Here is a 20,932-nt window from a genome sequence, read left to right on the forward strand (position 1 = left end):
GTGGTTCCGACGAGATTCGAACTCGTGATCCTCTCGTTGTAAGCGAGATATCATACCCCTAGACCACGGAACCATTGCAAAAAAGAATTAAAATTTATATAAAACAAAAATTAATTCATAAAAAGTTAATTAGAAAAAAGTTTTGGTCAAGGTTTTTGAGACGAAGTCTCAAAAAGCTTGGACGAGTGGTTCCGACGAGATTCGAACTCGTGATCCTCTCGTTGTAAGCGAGATATCATACCCCTAGACCACGGAACCATACTACATACTAAATATTGTTAACATATTATTTAAAACTTTCGATGAAAAAGATTTGAAATAAAACCCTTTTAGAAAAAATAGGCTGAAATTGAATAAAAAAGAATAAATTAAAATTAAAATGCCTTAAATAAAGCAATATATTTAAAATATAAGAAATAAATAATTAATAAAGGAATTATTTTTTAAAAAGTTTTAATCAGCTTCTAAAACAACTGATTAAACAAAACAATCCTTAAAACTAACTACAAGACATTAATAGAAATTACTTTTAAAAAACAAAAAGGTGAATAATATGGCATTCGACGAAAATTTAAAAGTTTGGATGGATGGAGAATTTGTTGCATTGAAAGATGCTAAAATCAACGTTCTCGCACACGTAGTCCACTATGGATCTGCAGTATTTGAAGGTATTAGATGTTATGAAACTGAAAATGGACCTGCAGTATTCCGTTTACAAGACCATGTACAAAGATTATTTGATTCCGCTAAAATTTACAAAATGGACATTCCATATACTCAAGAAGAAATCTGCGATGCAATCGTAGAAACCATTAAAGTAAACAACTTAAAAGGCTGCTACATCAGACCAATTACCTACAGAGGATTTGGGGAGTTAGGTGTAAACCCATTAAACTGTCCTGTAGAAACCACCATTGCCGTATGGGAATGGGGAGCATACATCGGTGAAGAGGAAATGGAACAAGGTGCAAACATCGGTATTTCCACCTGGAGAAAACCTGCACCAGGTACCTTACCTGTTCTTGCAAAGGCTGCAGCTAACTACATGAACTCACAGCTTGCAAACTTGGAAGCTGGAGAACATGGATACGATGAAGCAATCCAATTGGATTACCACGGCCACGTTGCAGAAGGTAGTGGAGAAAACATCTTCATAGTTGAAGGCAACAAGCTCATTACCCCAGACTTAGGTTCTTCCATCCTTAGAGGAATTACCAGAGACAGTGTCATGACCATTGCAAAAGATTTAGGCTATGAAGTCTCTGAAGAAACCATTTCAAGAGAAAGATTATACTTAGCTGACGAAGTCTTCTTCACTGGAAGTGCAGCAGAAGTTACTCCAATCCGTGCAATCGACAACAGACAAATCGGCATCGGATCAAGAGGACCTGTAACCAAGGAATTACAAGAAAAATACTTCGACGCAGTATACGGAAGATCCGAAGACATTCACAATTGGTTAACCTTTGTTGAATAAGCAAAGGAATTGATTATTTTAATTAATGGCCATTTTGAATGAAAATGGAAACTGATAAAATCTATAACTTATGTCAATGGCATAAGTTATTTTTTTTATAAAATTTTTCAAACTTAAATGCTTAAAGAATTTTTACTATTTAGAATAAAAAGGTGAAACTATGGATATTTTTCAAGCAATAATCATTGGACTCGTCCAAGGATTAACTGAATTTCTACCTGTAAGCAGTTCCGCCCACCTGATTTTTGCCCAACAGGCATTAGGTGTGGCTGATGTCGGACTTGCTTTTGATGTATTGTTGCATCTGGGAACCCTTGTAGCTGTAATAGCATATTTCTACCATGATGTCATAGAAATGATCAAGGGATTCTTATCAAGCCTCATCGACTTAAAGGAAGGGAAATTCATTCCAGAAATCAAAAAGGACCCTTATAAGAAATTGGCTTGGCTGACAATATTGGCTACCATTCCTGTAGGAGTGGTTGGAGTATTGTTCAATGACATTATTGAAGAGATGTTTACTGGATTGACCATTCCTGCATTCCTATTATTGATTACCGGTTGTCTCTTATACGCTTCCCAAAGAATGAACAGCGGCAGAATCAATGTGACAAACTTAAGCGTTAAGGAAGCTCTTATCATGGGATGCGGACAGGCAATAGCTATACTTCCAGGACTTTCCCGTTCAGGTACAACAATAGCTTCAGGATTGTTTGCAGGATTGGATAAGGAATTCGCTGCCAAATTCAGTTTCATCATATCAATTCCGGCAATCTTGGGAGCTGCAGTATTCCAGCTTAAAGATTTGGGCAGTGCAAATGTAGAAATGGGAGCATGCATTGCAGGATTTATCGTTGCAGTCATTTCCGGATACTTTGCAATCAGCTTCCTGCTTAAGATCGTTAGGGAAAAAAGCCTGGACATATTTGCCTACTACTGTTGGATAGTGGGAATGATTGTCTTGGTTGGTAGTTTAATAATTTAATTATTAATCTACATTCTTTTTTTATTTTTAAAATTTTAAAAACAAAACTTATTTTTTAATAACTTTTTTCGCTACTTTTTTAGATTTATTGGTTAATTTAATTTTTCTACAGAGAAAAATCATAATTTAAAAAAAAGAAAAATAAAAAGGAATTTCAATAAAATAAAAGCTTTAAACTCTTTTTTAAAAAAAATAGAAAATTAAAAAAATAAAGAAAAAATATATTTTAAAAAATATATTGTATAAAAAAATAAAAAAGCTGGGACCTATAACTCAACCTTTATACCCATGATCTCTCTTTTTCCATGAGCAATGTCTCTTGCTATCTGTGCTGCGCCAATAGCTCCAGACTCACTGGAAATGATTTTAGTTGGGTATTTGTTCTTAAAGTATTTGTTCAATTCTAATTCGAAATCAACAGGATCCTTCATGGAACCCATAGAACCAGTGAGGACAATGCCTTCGATTTCATTCTTGCTGACTGCAATTAAACCGGCAATTTCCATAGCCACAGTCATAATCATGGTGTCAATGGCCAATTTGGCTTTCTCATCACCATTTCTATAGTTGTTTAGAAGCTCATCCTTCATGAATGCAACCTTATTATCGATTCCGGCTATTTTAATGGCACCGGCATGTGAGAAACATTCATTTGCAGTGCGTTTTCCATCATCTATGTCCCGAATCATTTCCAAATCAAGAGGTCCATGGACAACACCCATCGCACCGCAGCAGGCATCAATGGCTCCCTTGATTATTCCATCCTCAATCAAGAGGTCAACACTGTTGGAACTGATGTCCGCCACTATCATGTTTTCCCAATTGGTTTCAAGATATGCATTATAGACAATGCTAATCTTTTCCGGGCTTGCATGATGGGAATAGGCTGCCCTGAACAAAGGGTCAAGCCACTCGCAATTCTTATGGATTCCTGGAATCATCAATACAGGCAAATTGGAATTTTCTATTTCAGAGTAAACTGAAGTTCCTCCACCGGTTACCTTTCCTGCGCCGCCGATTGAAAGAATTCCTCTGTTTTCAACCCTTTCCATTGGAAGAATTGTGCTGATTCCATCTCCCATAGCATAAGTAATAATCATTAATTCAATATCATCCAAATCCACACGCTTGGACAATTCTTCAATGGCTGACACTTTTCCAGCCTTACTATCTTCACGGGATATCTTAAAAACATCAAGAACCTCTGAATCATTCATTATAGCAAATGAAATTCCAGTAGTTCCATGATCCATACCTACATATACCATTTTAATCACTTGTAAATTCAAAACTAATTTAATATATAATGTAAATTATTTAAAAACTTTTATATTTTGAAAAAAGAATCGGAAGAAAAAATTTACTAAAGCTTTTAAATTTAAAAAAAGAATTATAAAAAATAAATCTATTGAAAACTTTTTAAATCAATTAAATATTTAAAAAAAATAAATTTTAAGCATTTTAAATTTGCTTTAAGTTAAAAAAATTAAATAATGTCAAGTAGATTTATCTTCTTTGAAACGAATATCCACTGAATGATAATTGACAATAAGCATGACAGGATTATTATCGGAGGCCAGTAGTAGTAACCGATAATTATGAAAATGCATGTGAGTACAATGGTTATGAAGAAGTTATTGTAATTGTCAAATGCCTTTTGCAAGTATAGATTTGATTCATCCAGCTTTTTCATTTCAATTGTGGAAATGACGGAACATAAGGAAATTATCATGAAGATTATTCCATACAGACATTGTGGCACAAACTCATGGAAATTCATAGCAACAAATGTTGTCAAATAAGGAATCAATGATAAGAAAAACAGCATGGAAGCTGTAGACCAAATCACCTTATAATTGATCTTCTTGACAATGGCAAATACATTATAAGTGAGTTTCCACATATTGAAGCAAACAATGAAACTGACTATGTATGCTATAAATTCAAGCTTCAATTCCAATAATGCCGCCAAGCTGCCATCTGCAGCCAATGGAATTTCAAGCACTATGATTGTTATGATGATGGCTACAATCGCATCGATCAATGCCTCAAATCTTTCTGTGTCTTCAAATTCTTTGCCTTGCACCCTATTGTAAATGATGCTTATGATTACAGAAAGCAGACTCGCCAGATAAATTCCTGGAGGATATATTGTATATGAAATTATGAAACCGATCAGCAAAATGATGATAGGCAACAGCAAATGAATTGGCTTGATGTTGAATTCCTCTAATCTTTCAATATATCCATTAGCTCCAAAAACTGCAAATAATGCTATGATATGAGAAATGTTTGCAAAAAGTATGATCAATCCGAAAACTGTTTCAGCAGTCAATGAGAACAGATTCATTGAAATCCATAATGCGAAATATGGGAATAGTGTAGTTAAGAAAAGGGAAAATCCATATGCAAATAGGGACATGTTGTTTATTTCATCAAAATTCTGAAACAGCTTATGATTGTTATACCAAATGTTGATGATTGCCAGGAATACTATAAAATATGTTGAAAAAGTCAGATAATTTGCAGAAAAAGCTCCCCAAGTCGGACCTAATGGTTGAGGGATTTTCAACACCAAAATGGTTATGACAATCGCTAGAACAGCATCATAAAAAGTTTCAAATCTATTTGCATTCATATTTTCTAATATAGTTTTATTAGTTAATATAATTTTTCAATACCTATTGGACCTTTAAGTAGATTTAATGAAAAAAATAAAAAATTTCTAAAAAAAGTTAATATATAAACGAACAATTAAAAATTGTTTAAAAAAAAGAAAAAAGAAAAGAAGAATTATTCATCTTCTTTTTGTAATCCACAAGCGATTCTTAATCTTTTACCAACAACTTCGATGTCAGTTTGCTCTTCAGCAGCCCTCATTTCCTTTAAGTTTGCTGCATCAGTTGCGTTTTCATCTGCAAATTGTTTTTTGAAGGTTCCGTCTTGGATTTCACCTAAGATCGCTTTCATTTCAGCTTTGGTAGCATCGGTGATTACTCTTCCGCCTCTGGTTAATCCACCGTATTCAGCAGTGTTACTTACATCATGCCACATTCCAGCCATACCGTTTTCGTAGATGTCATCTACAATGAGCTTAACTTCGTGACAGGTTTCAAAGTAAGCGATTTCAGGTTGATATCCTGCTTCTACAAGAGTTTCGAATCCTGCTTTGATTAATGCAGTGAGACCACCGCATAATACAGCCTGTTCACCGAACAAGTCGGTTTCAGTTTCTTCTTGGAAGGTGGTTTCAATTACACCTGCTCTGGTAAGTCCAACTGCCTTTGCCATACCTAATGCAAGTTGCAATGCGTCACCGGTAGCGTCCTGTTCAATAGCTACGAGTCCAGGAATACCGAAACCTTCTAGGTAAGTGGTTCTTACACGGGAACCAGGACCTTTAGGTGCAAACATTACAATGTTTACGTCTTCTCCAGGTTGGATCAAGCCAAAGTGAATGTTGTAACCGTGAGAGAATGAAATGGTGTTTCCAGCTTCAACATAAGGAGCGATTTGTTCTTTGTAAACTTTTTCTTGGGTTTCATCAGGAAGCAAGATGTGAATGATGTCTGCAGCTTCTGCAGCCTCTTCAATGGTTTTTACATTCATTCCATCATCAATAGCTTTTTGCCAGGATGAACCTCCTTCTCTAAGACCGACAATAACATTCAATCCACTGTCAGCCATATTTCTAGATTGACCACGTCCTTGACTTCCGTAACCGATTACAGCAATAGTCTTATCTGCAACTACTTCTGCGTCGACATCGTCATCATAATACATTTTCATCTTTAAAGACTCCTTTTAAGTTTTTTAATAATTTTATAAATATTAAAGCTAATTTTTAGCCAAATTATATTTAATGTTAAACTAGTTCCGGAACTTTATTCCTAACAATATACTTAAATAATTGAGTGTCTATACTAATTTATAGAATTAAATATAATGTGTATATATTTATTTTAATAGTTTATAAAACTTATCAATATAAGAAAATCCAATAATTTTAATGAATGGGAAAAATATGTTTGAAGAAAGGAACGACAATATTGAAATGATTACCGGAGACCCTAAAAGGGCTATTAGAAAGCTTAGTGTCCCTATGATACTGTCTATGTTTTTAATAACCTTATACAATCTTGCAGACAGCATATGGGTTGCAGGCCTCGGTCCGGATGCATTGGCAGCAATTGGATTCATTGCACCGATGTACATGATTCTAGTAGGGCTTGGAAATGGAATCGGTGCAGGTGCAAACTCACTGATTGCAAGACATATCGGCGCTGAAAATTATAAGCAAGCAAACAATGCAGGATTGCATGGAATTTTCCTTTCAATAGTTGTATCCGTAATATTCACAATCATAATACTTATAGCAATCACCCCTATCCTCAAGCTTATGGGTGCGGGAAATTCAATAGAATATGCTGAAGACTATGCATATATCGTTTTTGGATTCCTATTCGTTTTTGTATTCTCATCAGTATTGTCAGCAATCTTTAGATCCGAAGGGGATATGAGGAGGGCAACCATTGCAATTGCAATCACCTCCATAATAAACATAATCATAGACCCTATATTCATTTATTATTTCGGTCTCGGAATAGCTGGGGCCGCTTGGGCAACCGTTATTTCAGGAGCCATTTCAGTCATTGTCATGAGTTATTGGATTTGGGGAAAGAAGGACCTTTTCCTTGACTTGAACCCTAAAGGATTCAAATTTGACAGTAAAATATTGATTGACATATTTCAAGTTGCAATCCCATCAACTCTGGAAAATGTGATATTTTCCGCATTTACAATTCTGATTAATTCCATGCTTGTAATTGCAGCAGGAACAACTGCAGTGGCGGTCTATACCGCTTCAATAAGAATCACACAAGTGGCCATACTCCCTCTGATAGGTATAGGAACAGCTGTGATTACTGTAGCGGGAGTCGCATATGGAGCGAGAAATCCTGAAAACCTTAAGATAGGACATAGCTATTCCATTAAATTGGGACTTGCAATATCAATCATTCTTGGAGCGATAATGGTCATATTCTCAAATCAGTTCGCTACCATATTCAGCTATACAAGCGCAAGCGCATCATTATCCGGAGAGATAGCAACTGCACTCAGTGTATTGAGCTTCTTCGTGATTGCGGTACCTCATGGTATGATGTCCTCTATGGTATTTCAAGGAGTGGGAAAGGGAACCAATTCACTTATCATCACATTATTCAGATCCCTTATATTTGAATGCGTATTTGCATATCTTTTCTGCTTTACCTTTGGATGGGGACTTGTTGGAATCTATGCAGGAGTAGTCTTTGGATGCTTCTTGGGAGGAACAGTAGGATATGTTTGGGCCAAATGGTTCATTAAAAAGTTCAAGGAAGAATGCGAAAACGAATATGAAACTGTAGATTCATAAATCAATCCAAAAATAGTTAAAGAATTTTTCTAATAAAAAAATTAAAATCCCTCGAAAAAAAATAAAAAAATAAATTATCTAAAAAAATTAAAATCCTTAGAAGTAAAAAAAGTAAAAGAATTATTCTAATAAAAAAAGTAAAAAAAGTAAAAAAGTAACTATTTAAAGAGCCTATACTCTCAAATAGTTAAAAATTATTATCTAATGATGACCTCTTGCAATTGCAGTAGGTCCAGTACGAGCTATTTTTTTGATTCCGAATGGTTTCATCAATCTTAGGAATGAGTCAATCTTTTCAGGATTTCCTGTAACTTCCATTGTAATGAAATCATCACATACATCAATGATCTTTGCTTTGAAAATGTCTGCGTATTCAATGATTTCAGACCTTGATTTTTCCCTAGTTGTTTTAACCTTTACTAAACAAAGCTCTCTTTTCAATACGTATTCAGGGTCAAGATCCTTGATCTTTACAACATCAACAAGCTTATGCAATTGCTTGATGACCTGTTCCAAGACCTTTTCATCGCCTTTTACAACGAAAACCATTCTGGCCAAGCCTTCAACTTCAGATGCACCTACAGTGATGCTGTCAATGTTGAAACCACGTCTATTCAACAATCCTGCAACGTTTTGAAGTACACCTGGCTTGTGTTCAACCAAAGTACTAATAACATGAGATTTTTCGCTCATTTTATTTTCCTCCTTCAACATCTTTTTCGTACTTATACTCACCAAGAAGGTCATTTATACCTCCACCTGGTGGGAACATAGGAATGAACTCATCCTTCTCAACAGTAATCTCCAAGAGAATGGACTCATTATCCTTAAGGGCTTTGGACAATGCTTCTTGAGTCTTGTCAACTTCCTCAACCCTTTCTGCATTGATTCCATAGCTTTCAGCCAATTTTACAAAATCAGGACTGTTTCCTAAATCTGTCTCGGAGTACCTCTTATCATACATCTTGTTTTGCCATTGGTATACCATTCCCAGTTTTCTGTTGTTCAGCAATGCAATGACTATAGGAATGTCATGCTCTTTGATTGTAGCCAATTCCTGGGATACCATAAGGAATCCGCCGTCACCTACAATGGCAAGTACGGCATCATCAGGACAAGCTACCTTTGCACCAATAGCTGCAGGGAAACCGAATCCCATGGTTCCAAGACCTCCGGAAGATATGAACTTGCGAGGTTTTGAAATGTCAAGGAAATGAGCTGCCCACATTTGGTGAAGACCTACATCAGTGGTTACAATTGTATCTTCTGTGATTGAAGCTGCAATCTCCTTGATTACCTGTTGAGGCTTTAAAGGAATATCCTCATAGCTGACTCTTGGTATAGTAGATTTCTTAAAGTCTACAATAGATTTCAGCCAAGCATTCCTATCACTTGGATTAGCTTCCAACTCTTTAATCAATTGATTCAATACAATCTTAGCATCACCTACAATAGGCAAGTCTACAGCAACATTCTTTCCGATTTCAGCAGGATCGATGTCAATGTGGATGACCTTTGCATCAGGTATGAACTCTTCAAGTTTACCGGTGGTTCTGTCAGAGAATCTGCATCCGATTGCAAGCAAGCAGTCGGTTTTGTTTACATTCTGATTAGCTACCTGCTTTCCATGCATACCAAGCATTCCAATGGATAAGTCATCATTCTCATCGATGATTCCTTTACCCATCAATGAAGTGGCTATAGGAGCATTGATCAATTCCGCAAGTTTCTTGACCTCTTCTGAAGCCCCTGCTAAAATTGTACCTCCACCAGCTAAAATGAATGGTCTTTCAGCTTCAAGAAGCATTTTTGCAGCTTTTGCAATCTGTTTTGAATTACCTTTAAGGGTAGGCTTATAACCTGGAGTTGGAATTGTTCCTAACACATATTCATCCAATTCCTGTTCCTGCACTTCCTTAGGAACATCAATCAATACAGGTCCGCATCTGCCAGTTGAAGCGATTTCAAAACTGGTATTAATAATACTTGGAATATCATTGGCATCCTTCGGTTGGTATGAGTGTTTTGTAATAGGCATTGTAATACCCATGATGTCCACTTCCTGAAATGCATCATTACCAATTAAATTACTAACCACCTGTCCGGTAATTGCAATTATCGGGGATGAATCCATATATGCATTTGCAATACCGGTAACCAAATTTGTTGCACCAGGGCCAGAAGTGGCTAAACAGACACCAACTTTACCAGAAGCTCTTGCATAACCTTCTGCAGCATGCGCTGCACATTGTTCATGTCTGACAAGTATATGTCTCAAGTCTGAGTCATATAGCATGTCATAAAATGGAATTACGGTACCTCCAGGGTAACCGAATATGGTGTCTACACCCTTATCCATCAAAGCTTTTATTATAGCGTCTCCGCCTCTCATTTCTCTACCTTCCTTTCGTTTAATAAATATTTAATAAGTTTGATAAAATAATCATTTTCTCAAAGGATGAGAAAATTAAATTTTATTCTTTTGATTTGTAATATAATAATATATATCCTAAGATAGATATAAATATTAACATATGATTTTTAAAAAATATATACTAATAAAGACATAAGAATTAATATATATTTAAAATTTGCAAATTTTAAAAAAATCTTATAGAATTATCAAAAATCCAATCTATTGGGAGATTAAAAATGAAAGTATTAGTTGTTGGAACCGGTGCAAGAGAACATGCAATCTGTGATGCATTGATAAAAGATGATGTGGAATTATATGCTTACATGAGCAAGAACAACCCTGGAATCAGCAAGATTTCCACCTTCAAAAAGGGAGATGAAGGAGAAGTTGATGAAGTGGCCAAGTTCGCAAAGGAAAACGGAATCGAATTGGCTGTAATCGGACCTGAATCCCCTCTTGGAAAAGGAATCGTAAATGCTCTTGAAGCGGTTGGAGTCCCTTGTGTCGGACCGGCACAGGAATCCGCAAGGATTGAAACAGACAAATCCTTTATGAGAAACCTATTTGAAAAATACGAAATCAAGGGATCCCTTACCTACAAGGTATTTGACAACTACGAAGACATCAGCAAATTCCTGGATGAATATGAAAAGGATGTTGTAGTGAAACCTGTAGGATTGACCGGCGGTAAAGGCGTAAAGATCGTAGGTGACCACCTTAAGGACAATCAGGATGCAAAAGCCTATGCAAAAGAGGTTATGGACAATGCGATGGGCGGATTTGCACAAGTGATCATTGAAGAGAAAGTAGTTGGAGAAGAATTTACCATCCAAGCATTCTGCGATGGTGAAAACTTGGCTCCAATGCCTGCGGCACAGGACCACCCTCACGCTTTTGAAAACGATCAAGGCCTTATCACTGGTGGAATGGGTTCCTACTCAGATGTAGGAGGTCTATTGCCATTCTTAAGCCAAGAAGACTATGACGAAGCTGTTGACATCATGAAGGAAACATTGAAGGCAATAGCTAAGGAAACCACTCCATACAAAGGAATCCTCTATGGTCAATTCATGCTTTCCAACGAAGGCCCTAAATTAATCGAATACAACGCAAGATTCGGTGACCCTGAAGCAATGAACGTACTTCCATTACTCAAGACTCCAATGATTAACATCTGTAAATCAATTGTAGATGGAACTCTTGGAGATGTAGAGTTTGAGGATTTGGCTTCCGTATGCAAATACATCGTACCTGACGGATACCCAGACACCCCTCATGCAGGAGAGCTTATCGAAGTAGATGAGGAAGCAATTGAAGCCCTCGGTGCAAAAGTCTTCTATGCAGCTGTAAGCGAAGAGGAAGATGGAATTCACCTCTCCGGTTCAAGAGCTTTAGGAATCGTTGCTCAAGGAGAAACCATTGCTGAAGCTGAAAAAATAGCTGAAGAGGCTTGCGGCTTAGTTGGTGGAAACGTTTACCATAGAAGAGACGTTGGTACCCAAGCCTTAATCCAAAAACGTATCGATCATATGGAAGCAATCAGAAATGAATAGATAATTTAAAAATTAATTGTTTTTTTAATTTTTATAAATCCAAAAGTTAATTAGTTTTAAACTAATTAACTCACTAATACTTTTAAATAATTCGGTGATTTTATGTCTAAATCAGCAAAATCCAAAAACACAACCTTGAAAAAGGTGAAAAAGTTAGAAAGACAGGGAAAATACCAAAAGGCCTTAAAACTTTGTGATGAATATTTAGACAGTACTGTCGCTGAAGAAAACCTTATTCTATTGAAGATAGATCTCCTTGTGGAATATTACAACAACGATGAGTTCATAGGACTCATCAATGAATATAAAATCAAACTCACTAGTTTTCTAGAGGAAGGACAGGAGATAGAGCTTTTAAAAATCTATAATACCCTTGACAACTATCTTGAACTCAAGACCCAAAACCTGGCAAGTGAAGGAATCGTAAAATCATACCTTGCAGGAGGACTGTTGATAGACAATCTGGAAACCATTCTTGTATTGAATGAAATGGTCAAGGACAATTACGAAAGCATAAAAAACGATGCGGAGTTCATTGAAAGCAAGGTTCCCCATGAACTTGAAAACTTTGTGGAAAACGTTATGAAGACATCCTATCAATATCTGGAGCTTATCCTTGAAAATCCTAAGGAGCAAATAGCCAATTCCAATTTCAATCTAGAGGCAATCAGAGCCAAATTAAGAAAATTCCTAGAGCCTAAAAAGGAAGAGCCGGAAGACAGTCCAGTTGAAACATCAGCTGAAACTGAAGAAAGCAATGAAGCTCTGGAAGTGATGGAAGAAACCAACGAAATTTTGGAAGAAATGTCTGAACTTGGAGAAAAAAGTGTAGTTACTCTCTCAGAAATAATCAACCCTGAAGAAGAGGAAGAAGACATATTGGAAACAACTGATAATACAGAAATCACTAGAAAATACACTATTGAAGAGGAAATCCAAGGCCTTAAGGATATCATATCATACTTGAATGATAAGAATCAGTTTAAAAAGGCTTTAATATACCAAAGAAGACTTGTCAAATTGGCTAGAGAAGAGAACATTAAAGCCCATGTGGAAACTGACTTGAAGCAAAGAACACTTTCCGACTTTTAGGATTTGGTTGATAATTTTCAATAATTATTTTTCTATTTTTACAAAAACTATTTTATGCGTATTTTTTAACTATTCTTTAACTATTTTTACTTATTTTTATATAAAATATACGCTTTAATGTGATAAGTTTTAATATTATTAAAAATATATATTTATTTTTATTATAGTGAAAATAAGTATTTTAAATAAATTTTATGAAGGAGTCTAAAATGAGAAGTCTATTATCAGTAAGTGATATTGAAGATGAAGTCACTAAAATCTTAGATATTGCTAGTGACTTTAAAGCTGGAAAGATAGAGGAAAAACCTCTTAAGGACCAAAAATTGGCTATGATTTTTGAAAAGTCCTCCACAAGAACAAGAGTTTCCTTTGAAGTTGGAATGTATGAATTGGGTGGAACCGCACTCTTCTTATCCTCCAATGACCTTCAATTGGGAAGAGGGGAACCTATCAAGGATACAGCAAAGGTATTGTCAAGATTCTGTGATGCAATAATGATTCGAGCAATCGAACACGATGATGTTGTAGAGCTTAGGGATGAAGCAAGCGTTCCAATCATAAACGGATTGACCAATTTGGAACACCCATGCCAGGCATTGGCAGACATGTTGACTGTCAAGGAACATAAAGGAGGATTTGATGGCAAATTCGTTTATGTCGGTGATGGAAACAATGTATGCAACTCCCTTCTATTGATCTGCGGATGCTTGGGAATGGATATGGCAGTAGCCTGTCCTGATGAATACAGACCAGACGCTGAAATTGTGGCAAAAGCTGAAGAGTATGCCGAAAAGAACAATTCAACCATCACCATCACAAGTGATGTGAAGGCTGCTGTAAGCGGCGCTGATGTCATCTATACTGACGTTTGGGTAAGTATGGGTGATGAGAAGGAAGCGGATAAGAGAAGAGAGGACTTCAAGGCATATCAAGTAAATCAGGAACTTATTGATTTGGCAGATGATGATGTGATTTTCATGCACTGCTTGCCTGCAATCAGAGGAGAGGAAGTGAGCGCTGAAGTGATTGACGGCCCTCATTCTGTAATATACGACCAAGCGGAAAACAGAATGCATGCACAAAAGGCTGTATTATACTACTTCCTTAAAGAACTGCAATAAACGGTTCAACTCCAAATCAAAGAATCAAAAAATTATACTGAATTAGACAATTTAACGACTCCAATTATCATTTTAATTATTGTTTTTTAAAAACAATAATATTAATCATTATATGAAAGAATAATTATAGTATTTAGGAAAGGGTGGAAATATGGACTTTAATGACCCTGCATTAGAACATTTAGTAAACAAGATTACAATTGCACTTCAAGAAAACAATAGGGAAGAGGCAGCGAGATACATGGATATCATCATTGAAGAGTATCCTGAAGTTGCAAACATCCTGATGAACTCTATAGAATTCCAGACATTGATGGCAGAAAACGAGGAAATGGCTGAAAATGAATCTCGCGCATTAAGCGATGAAGATATCATAAAGCCTGGAAACAGCATGGAAATCGATGAGCAAAGGGTCATTGACGACATGAATGCAATGCTTGACATTGAACCTAGCACTGCTCAGGAATTCATTCAGAAGGGAACTGTCCTAACCATTACAGAGCAATTTGAAGATGCTTTGGACTGTTTCAATAATGCATTGGAATTGGATCCGAACAACCTTTCCGCCTTGATTTCCAAAGGAAACACTTATGAACTTATGGACAATTACGAAGAGGCTTCAAAAGTTTATGACATTGTAATGGAAACCGAAGTGAGTGACATTTACGATTTGATGAGCAAAGGATATGTCCTTGAAAACCATCAAAGATTTGATGACGCCTTAAAGACTTACAATAAAGCTTTAAAATCAGACAAAAACAATTCCAATATTCTCTTTTTAAAAGGAAGCTGCCTAATCAAGCTTCAAAAGCATAAGGAGGCCGTTCAAACTTTGGATGAATGCATTGAAAGATATACTGACAATCCTTATGAGACCATTTTCGAATTGGAAAACGCCTATCACAACAAAGGTGTTGCATTGCATGCATTGGAAGAGGATGACGATGCGCTTGAAGCATTCTCCCTTGCACTTGGAATCAATCCGAACTATCACTACACCTACTACGAAATCGGCATTATCCAAGAGGACCGAGAGAAGTATGAAAGCGCTCTCAAAAACTATGAAAAGTTCTTGGAATTCGACAATACCGACTCTGAAGTTGTAGAAGCCAAGGAAAGAGTTGAAGCATTACTCAAAGAATAGGATTTTTAAAAATATTAGAAGACATTAAGATAAATCTGTGATAGAATGACAATTTTAAAGAGTAAGCCTAGTCAAATGGAACTGTATCCGATCATCACTGCATTGTTCTGCGGATGTCTTTTAATATCAAACATCCTTGCTTCAAAGACATTTTCCTTATACGATATCATATTGCCATGCGGTGTGGTAATATTTCCTATTGTATATATCGTAGGGGATGTTCTAACAGAAATCTATGGATTCACCCTTGCAAAAAGAACAATCTATTTAGGGTTCATAATAAACGTGATTGCAATTGTCGCATATCAAATAGCTATCTTTTTACCTGGAACAGACATTGCAAGCTCAAATGCATTCAGCATCATTTTAGGTAGCACACCAAGAATCCTCTTGGCAAGCTTCATCTCATATCTTGTAGGATCCTATGTGAATGCATATTTCATGAAAGTCCTAAAGGAAAGATACACAGACTATCTCTTTGCAAGATGTTCAATAAGCACACTCTTCGGTGAAGGATTGGATGCAATACTATTCATTTCAATAGCCTTTGCAGGCACCATGCCTAATGATGTCATAATTACAATGATTATATGCCAAGGAGCATTCAAAATACTTTATGAAATCATAGTCTATCCAATTACAAGAGCTGTAATCAATTGGATGAAATCACTTGATGATGCACCATTTGCAAAAATAGCTTAAATAAATCCCACATCATCATTAATTAAAAATAGAAAAAATAAATAAAAAACTCATTTTATAATTTAAAAAAAAATAAAATAGCTTGTTTTAAAATTTTAAAAATAAATAAAAAAAGAAACTAGTTAGAGTAAATACTCCCAACTAGTGAAAAGAATTTTGATCAAACTTTTTCTAAAAGTTTGGCTACATCATCTCCGGAGCACTTACTCCTAAAATGTCCAATGCATTTCTCAATGTGATTCTAGACTTTTCAACTAAAATCAATCTTGCATTTTCCACATCAGAGCCGATTACTTGCTCTGCCTTATAGAACCTGTTGAATGCACCAGCCAAGTCCTGACAGTATTGTGCAATCGGATGAACTCTTTTTATATTTGCTGAATCTTCAATCAAGCTTGGGAACTTGGCAATCAATTTTACCAATTCTTTCTCATTGTCATCCAATGACCAGTTTTCTTCAGCCTCAATATTTGCTAAGTCAATGCCCTTTTCATCTTGAGCCTTCTTTAGCAATTTGCAGGCTCTTGCATGAGCGTATTGAATTGAAGCGCAGCCTCTTTCAAAGCTCAATGCCTCATCCCATTTGAAAGTGATGTGCTTTTCAGGAGATAATCTTGCAATGTAATATCTGATTGCACCGATACCGATCTCTTCGGCAATCTCATCAGCTGTTTCCTCATCAAGGTCTGGCCTTCTTGAGCTAATTTCTTCCTTAGCTCTCTTTACAGCCTCATCCATCAATTCATCCACAGAGATGAACACTCCTCTTCTTGTGGACATGGATCCTTCAGGCAAGGTGATGAATTCATAGAAGATGACTTCCATCTTGTCACTGTTAGGCTCAATTTCCTCAAGAATCTCAAGGGCAAGTTCAACTTGTCTTGCAGCCAATTTATGGTCAGAACCGAAGATGTCGAGTATCTTATCGCATTTTCTGGATTTGTATATGTGATATGCAATGTCTCTTGTAGAGTAAAGGGAAGTTCCGTCTGCCCTTCTAAGTACAAGATGCTTGTCAATATCATATTCAGTCAAGTCAAGATACAAGACTTCATCATATCTTGCATAGCCGATATCGATCAATTCTTGGGTAAGATTGTCAACGATGCCTGTCCTAACGAACTGTCCTTCCCAAACAAATGCGTCATGCTTCACATTCATTCTCTTCAAGGTCTCCCTTACTCCTTCAAGACAGCTGTTTACCGCATATTCGAACTTCTCATCAAGTTCGGATGGGCCCCCTTCATATTTTCTGATGGTTGCATCCACACCTTCACCTAATGACTCGTCCTCTTTCAACATCTGATTGACCTTGAAGTAGAGCTCTCCAACCTTGTGGTCGATTTTCTCGGAAGGTTGGTCTTCAAGCTTGAGTCCAAGCTCTTCCATACCGAAAACTATCATGGCCAATTGCCTTCCCATATCGTTTACATAGTATTGGGTATCCACTTCCCTTCCTGCCTTTGTCAAAAGCCTTCTTAAGGAATCTCCCAATATGGAGTTCCTGATATGGCCAATATGCAATGGTCCGTTAGGATTGGCTGAAGTGTGCTCCAATATGATCTTCTCATCAACTTTTGCAAGGGTTCCGTAATCCTCATCTACGGAATCCAACAATTGCTTTGCAAAGATGTCATGATTGATGAAGAAGTTTACATAAGGTCCGGTAGCTTCAACCTTTTCGAAAATTTCAGGAAGTTCAATCTTTTCCACGACTTCAGGAGCGATCAAATTTGGAGCCTTTCTCAAATGCTTGGCCAATTGGAATGAAACAGTGCTTGCCAAGTCACCTAATTCAGGATTAGGCGGAAACTCCAACTTAATCTCATCATCAAAATCACAGTCGAATTGATCAACTGCCTTTTTTAAAGCTTCTTGAGCTTCTGATTTTATTTTAAAGTACATATAAACACCGATAAATATAAATTTTAATTGAAATTGAAAACAGTTTTTATATTCATTAAATGGCTTCCGCCATAGGCGAAAATCAAAACCATTTTCCATAAAAAAATTATTATTAAAATAATAAAAATAACGATTAATTAAAATTGATTTAATATAAAAAACTATCAGTTAAAATGATTATAAAATCAATATAATTAATCATGAAATATTAAAGTCCTCTTAGCCATATGGAGATATATCCTATTTTAGGAATAATTATTGGTTGGCCATTAAAAGTCAATACCCTTGAGGTGATCTGACCTTCAGTCACCAAGAACGGATCGGCAACATCATTGTTGTCCCCCTTGATCTTAAATACGGTAGTGCCATTGACCTGACCCTTTTCAATAACCCTATGGATAATAGGCCCATCATGATGAGGGGTTACATAAACCACAATGTCCCCAACGTCAACGTCATCTACGTTGAATTCATTGAATCCTAATAGATTAGCTTTTTCAAGCACTACAATATCTCCCCTATACATTACAGGTTCCATACTGCCGGATACAACAACATTCAAGTGCTGTGCAACAATAAGGACAGCTATGATAAGGACAATATAAATTGCTATTTCTTTTAAATCTATTTCCAAAATAACACCTTTTCATATTTTTTAGAATAAATTAATAAGAATTATAATAATTAAGAATTTTGATTATTTATAAATTCTTAATGCCTATAATATATTTAATATCTTTTATAAAATATTTAAATTTAATTAAAAATAGCAAAAATAATAGAACATTTAAATTAATCTAAGTCATCTAAAAAAGAATTAAAAAATTTTAAAAAAAAAGAAGAAAATAGGAACTATCTTAAAATAGCTCCTTCATCTGCTGAGGATACTGAACGTCTGTAGATGTTCAACCATCCCTTGACCTTCTTCTCAGGAAGATCTGCATTTGCAATTCTTTCTGCAATTTCCTCATCAGACAATTCGACGCTTAATTTTCCATTGGTTATGTCAATTTCAATTATGTCTCCATCCTTGAGTGCTGCGATTGGTCCGCCGCTCATGGCTTCAGGGGATACGTGACCTATGCAAGGGCCTCTTGTACCGCCAGAGAAACGACCATCGGTGATAAGGCCTACATTCTTGATGCCCATTCCCATGATGGCTGAAGTTGGGTTCAACATCTCTCTCATTCCAGGACCTCCTCTTGGTCCTTCGCATCTGATAACAAGAATGTCCCCTTCCTTAAGCTCATGGTTGAAGATTGCCTCTACAGCATCCTCTTCACTGTTATAGACTTTAGCCGGTCCTTTAAGCTGCATCAAGTCTTCAGGTACAGCAGCAGACTTTACGATTGAACCGTTTGGAGCAAGGTTTCCTTTGAGTACCTTAAGCCCTCCAGCTTCATGAATCGGGTCATCAAGTGAGTGGATGACTCCGTTTCCACTTACCTTTGCATCCTTTAGGTTTTCTTCCAAGGTCTTTCCGGTACAGGTCATGACAGTTGTATCCAATTTGGATTCAATTGTTTTGAGTACGGCAGGAATTCCTCCATCATCATGCAAGTCTGCCATAGTGTCTTGTCCTGCAGGGGATAGGAGTGCAATGTGTGCGACCTTTTCACTGATTTCATCGAATAGGTCCAAGTCTGCATGAACACCTTTTTCCTCAAGCTCATATGCAATAGCTGGAATATGGAGTGCAGTGTTGCTTGATCCGCCAAGGGCCATGTCCATTGCAATTGCATTTTCAAAGGCAGGTTGGGTCATGATTTCAGATGGCTTCAAGTCTTCCTTGACCATTTCCACAATTCTTTTACCGCTTGCTATCGCCAAATCTTTTTTCTCATCACTTAATGCTAGAGCAGTAGCACAGGTAGGCAAACTCATACCAAGGGTTTCGGTAATGCATGCCATGGTGTTTGCTGTAAATAATCCTGAACAGCTTCCCGCTCCAGGGCAGGCGCAGCATTCGAGTTCATACAATTCATCTTCTGTAATCTTGCCGGAAGACAGTTCACCGACAGCTTCAAACACGGTGATCAAATCTGCATTCTTGCCTTTGAAACTGCCCGGTTCCATAGGCCCGCCGGTTACAAAGATGGACGGAACATCCAATCTTGCAGCTGCCATCAGCATTCCTGGAACAACCTTGTCACAGCTTGGAATGAGTACAAGACCGTCAAAGCAATGGCCCATGGTCATGCTCTCTACAGTGCTTACTACGATTTCACGTGAAGCAAGGGAATATTTCATACCGTCATGGTTCATTGCAATTCCGTCACAGATGGCCATTGTGTCAAATTCAAATGGAATTCCTCCAGCTGCCCTGATACCTTCCTTTACATAATCGACCAATTCCCCCAAGTGAATATGGCCAGGTACGATATCTGTGTAACTGTTTGCAATCCCAATGAATGGCTTATCGAAATCATCATCATTCAATCCGCAGGCACGCAATAATGATCTGTGTGGTGCCCTCTGAACTCCTGTCTTTATGTTATCACTATTCATATTAATCATCCAATAAGAATCAATTTGAATTATTTCTTAATCAATCATTAAAATAATTTTACTAATTATTTATTAGTAATTAATGTTTATTAAATTTAATTTAAAAATAATTCTAAAATGAGTAAAAAGTTGAAAAGTAAGAAAATCTGTAATATAAATAAAATAAGAAAATTGAAAAAAAGAAAATAAATGACTAAATCTAATCAGATTTAATCATGGTTAAAACCATTTTATATGGTCCGTTTACTGCTTGCAAGGCATGTGGAACGTTTGCAGGCATGATCAGAAACTCACCTTTCTTGACTGTATGAGGTTCTCCTGCAAGGGTGATTTCAGCCTCACCATCGATTATTTGAACCATAGCATCAAAAGGAGCACTATGTTCACTTAACCCTTGACCTTTGTCAAATGCAAAAATGGTTACAGTACCAAGTTCCTTTTTGATGACTTCCATACTTACAACGGAGCCTTCCTGATATTCAATCAAGCTTTCCATTTCAATTGGTTTTCCTTTTAATTCCATAGTAATTTCTCCTTTTAATTTAATTTAACTTTTATCTAATATTTATTTTTATTATGTGAATTTTGAAAATAAATAAAGAAAGGGATTTAA

Annotated in this window: 17 protein-coding genes and 2 tRNA genes; 8 read left to right on the forward strand and 11 right to left on the reverse strand. The window is 36.4% G+C overall.

Features of this window, described 5'->3' with window-relative positions; all coding sequences use genetic code 11:
* Position 1: 1 nt before the first annotated feature.
* Positions 2 to 73: transfer RNA gene (locus IJE13_RS08325), tRNA-Val, on the reverse strand.
* Between the two features lie 113 nt (positions 74 to 186).
* A tRNA-Val gene (locus IJE13_RS08330) sits at positions 187 to 258 on the reverse strand.
* 295 nt (positions 259 to 553) lie between these two features.
* Between IJE13_RS08330 and IJE13_RS08335 the strand changes: the two genes are divergently transcribed.
* Together IJE13_RS08335 and IJE13_RS08340 are read left to right on the forward strand one after the other, a co-directional pair.
* Positions 554 to 1,477 (forward strand): branched-chain amino acid transaminase, encoded by a 924-nt coding sequence (locus IJE13_RS08335; protein WP_292779327.1) that lies wholly within the window; start codon positions 554 to 556, stop codon positions 1,475 to 1,477.
* 160 nt (positions 1,478 to 1,637) lie between these two features.
* A complete protein-coding gene (locus IJE13_RS08340; RefSeq protein ID WP_292779330.1) occupies positions 1,638 to 2,462 on the forward strand; it encodes an undecaprenyl-diphosphate phosphatase in 825 nt (274 codons plus the stop codon).
* A 266-nt stretch (positions 2,463 to 2,728) separates the two neighbouring features.
* On the opposite strand, the gene IJE13_RS08345 is transcribed toward IJE13_RS08340, so the two are convergent.
* The 3 genes from IJE13_RS08345 to ilvC form a co-directional block, all read right to left on the reverse strand.
* Positions 2,729 to 3,730: a methanogenesis marker 12 protein gene (locus IJE13_RS08345; RefSeq protein ID WP_292779333.1), complete on the reverse strand. Its 1,002-nt coding sequence runs from the start codon at positions 3,728 to 3,730 to the stop codon at positions 2,729 to 2,731.
* Positions 3,731 to 3,948: 218 nt separating this feature from the next.
* Positions 3,949 to 5,100 (reverse strand): TMEM175 family protein, encoded by a 1,152-nt coding sequence (locus IJE13_RS08350; protein WP_292779336.1) that lies wholly within the window; start codon positions 5,098 to 5,100, stop codon positions 3,949 to 3,951.
* 155 nt (positions 5,101 to 5,255) lie between these two features.
* Positions 5,256 to 6,251, reverse strand: coding sequence for a ketol-acid reductoisomerase (gene ilvC, locus IJE13_RS08355; protein ID WP_292779339.1), 996 nt, complete (start codon positions 6,249 to 6,251; stop codon positions 5,256 to 5,258).
* 235 nt (positions 6,252 to 6,486) lie between these two features.
* On the opposite strand from ilvC, the gene IJE13_RS08360 reads away from it, so the two are divergent.
* The gene (locus tag IJE13_RS08360; RefSeq protein WP_292779342.1) at positions 6,487 to 7,878 is read left to right on the forward strand and encodes an MATE family efflux transporter; all 1,392 of its coding nucleotides are present in this window, start codon (positions 6,487 to 6,489) and stop codon (positions 7,876 to 7,878) included.
* A gap of 201 nt (positions 7,879 to 8,079) precedes the next feature.
* Here IJE13_RS08360 and ilvN read toward each other — a convergent pair whose 3' ends face one another.
* Both ilvN and IJE13_RS08370 read right to left on the reverse strand, forming a co-directional pair.
* Positions 8,080 to 8,571, reverse strand: a complete 492-nt coding sequence (gene ilvN / locus IJE13_RS08365) for an acetolactate synthase small subunit (protein WP_292779344.1) — start codon at positions 8,569 to 8,571, stop codon at positions 8,080 to 8,082.
* A 1-nt stretch (position 8,572) separates the two neighbouring features.
* On the reverse strand, positions 8,573 to 10,270 hold the full coding sequence (locus IJE13_RS08370; RefSeq protein WP_292779347.1) for an acetolactate synthase large subunit: 1,698 nt from the start codon (positions 10,268 to 10,270) through the stop codon (positions 8,573 to 8,575).
* Between the two features lie 260 nt (positions 10,271 to 10,530).
* Here IJE13_RS08370 and purD point away from each other — a divergent pair, with 260 nt between their 5' ends.
* From purD to IJE13_RS08395, 5 genes are all read left to right on the forward strand, one after another.
* The gene (gene purD / locus IJE13_RS08375) at positions 10,531 to 11,847 is read left to right on the forward strand and encodes a phosphoribosylamine--glycine ligase (RefSeq protein WP_292779350.1); all 1,317 of its coding nucleotides are present in this window, start codon (positions 10,531 to 10,533) and stop codon (positions 11,845 to 11,847) included.
* A 102-nt stretch (positions 11,848 to 11,949) separates the two neighbouring features.
* The gene (locus IJE13_RS08380) at positions 11,950 to 12,939 is read left to right on the forward strand and encodes a hypothetical protein (RefSeq protein ID WP_292779353.1); all 990 of its coding nucleotides are present in this window, start codon (positions 11,950 to 11,952) and stop codon (positions 12,937 to 12,939) included.
* 209 nt (positions 12,940 to 13,148) lie between these two features.
* Positions 13,149 to 14,060 (forward strand): ornithine carbamoyltransferase, encoded by a 912-nt coding sequence (gene argF / locus IJE13_RS08385; protein WP_292779356.1) that lies wholly within the window; start codon positions 13,149 to 13,151, stop codon positions 14,058 to 14,060.
* Between the two features lie 151 nt (positions 14,061 to 14,211).
* Positions 14,212 to 15,204 carry a tetratricopeptide repeat protein gene (locus tag IJE13_RS08390; RefSeq protein WP_292779359.1) on the forward strand — a complete coding sequence of 331 codons (993 nt, stop codon included), beginning with the start codon at positions 14,212 to 14,214 and terminating at the stop codon, positions 15,202 to 15,204.
* A gap of 45 nt (positions 15,205 to 15,249) precedes the next feature.
* Positions 15,250 to 15,906: a queuosine precursor transporter gene (locus IJE13_RS08395; protein WP_292779362.1), complete on the forward strand. Its 657-nt coding sequence runs from the start codon at positions 15,250 to 15,252 to the stop codon at positions 15,904 to 15,906.
* Between the two features lie 183 nt (positions 15,907 to 16,089).
* On the opposite strand, the gene argS is transcribed toward IJE13_RS08395, so the two are convergent.
* The 4 genes from argS to IJE13_RS08415 form a co-directional block, all read right to left on the reverse strand.
* On the reverse strand, positions 16,090 to 17,811 hold the full coding sequence (argS, locus tag IJE13_RS08400) for an arginine--tRNA ligase (RefSeq protein WP_292779364.1): 1,722 nt from the start codon (positions 17,809 to 17,811) through the stop codon (positions 16,090 to 16,092).
* A gap of 208 nt (positions 17,812 to 18,019) precedes the next feature.
* Entirely contained in the window at positions 18,020 to 18,445 is a 426-nt protein-coding gene (locus IJE13_RS08405) for a signal peptidase I (RefSeq protein WP_292779366.1), read from the reverse strand.
* A 218-nt stretch (positions 18,446 to 18,663) separates the two neighbouring features.
* Entirely contained in the window at positions 18,664 to 20,319 is a 1,656-nt protein-coding gene (gene ilvD, locus IJE13_RS08410; RefSeq protein ID WP_292779369.1) for a dihydroxy-acid dehydratase, read from the reverse strand.
* Between the two features lie 199 nt (positions 20,320 to 20,518).
* Positions 20,519 to 20,848, reverse strand: coding sequence for a cupin domain-containing protein (locus tag IJE13_RS08415; RefSeq protein ID WP_292779421.1), 330 nt, complete (start codon positions 20,846 to 20,848; stop codon positions 20,519 to 20,521).
* Positions 20,849 to 20,932 lie beyond the last annotated feature (84 nt).

Origin of the sequence: Methanobrevibacter sp., from assembly GCF_017410345.1 — an archaeon.
Taxonomy (GTDB): Archaea; Methanobacteriota; Methanobacteria; order Methanobacteriales; family Methanobacteriaceae; genus Methanobrevibacter.